Source organism: Bacillus sp. LR--39, assembly GCF_053613335.1.
This window is the reverse complement of record NZ_JBSIOT010001619.1, coordinates 1-514: the sequence shown is the minus strand read 5'-3', so window position 1 is coordinate 514 and position 514 is coordinate 1. Positions and strand designations below refer to the sequence as shown.

At 48.6% G+C, this 514-nt stretch carries 1 protein-coding gene; it reads left to right on the top strand.

Going from position 1 to position 514, the window contains the following annotated elements:
* Positions 1-95 precede the first annotated feature (95 nt).
* Positions 96-514, top strand: a 419-nt coding sequence (locus tag ACWHAR_RS32130; RefSeq protein ID WP_452089054.1) for a cell wall-binding repeat-containing protein, incomplete at its 3' end; no start/stop codon positions are given.

Sequence of the window (514 nt, the reverse complement as noted above, 5' to 3'; positions counted from 1 at the left end):
GTCGAAGTCCAATATACAAAAGGTGAAAATGGCGTTTTGGAGCTGAAAAGCATCGAAACAAAATAAAGAGCTGAATCAAGGGGGTACATAACGTTTTGAAAAAGATGAAGCTTCTGCTTCTGTCGTCAGTAACTGCCGCAGCTCTGATGTTTACACAATCTGCCCAGGCTGCCGACAAAACCATTTCGGTAAAGTTAAGCAATTATTTGGGCAATAAATCAAGCGTTGATGTCGACATTACCGGCGCATACGAAATCCCGGGCTCGGGAATCGCCGCGACAGAGCGGTACGGCGGGGCGACCCGCTTCGATGTGGCAAACAATGTCGCATCTGCCGGATGGACGAACCCGAGCACTGTCGTGGTTGTCAATCGGGACGCTTTTGCGGACGCGCTTTCTGCAACTCCGCTTGCAAAGAAGTACGATGCGCCGATTCTATTAACGGATGCGGGTACGCTGACGGCGAAAACCGAAACTCAAATTGCCAAGATGAAGCCTGATAATATCTTAATTAT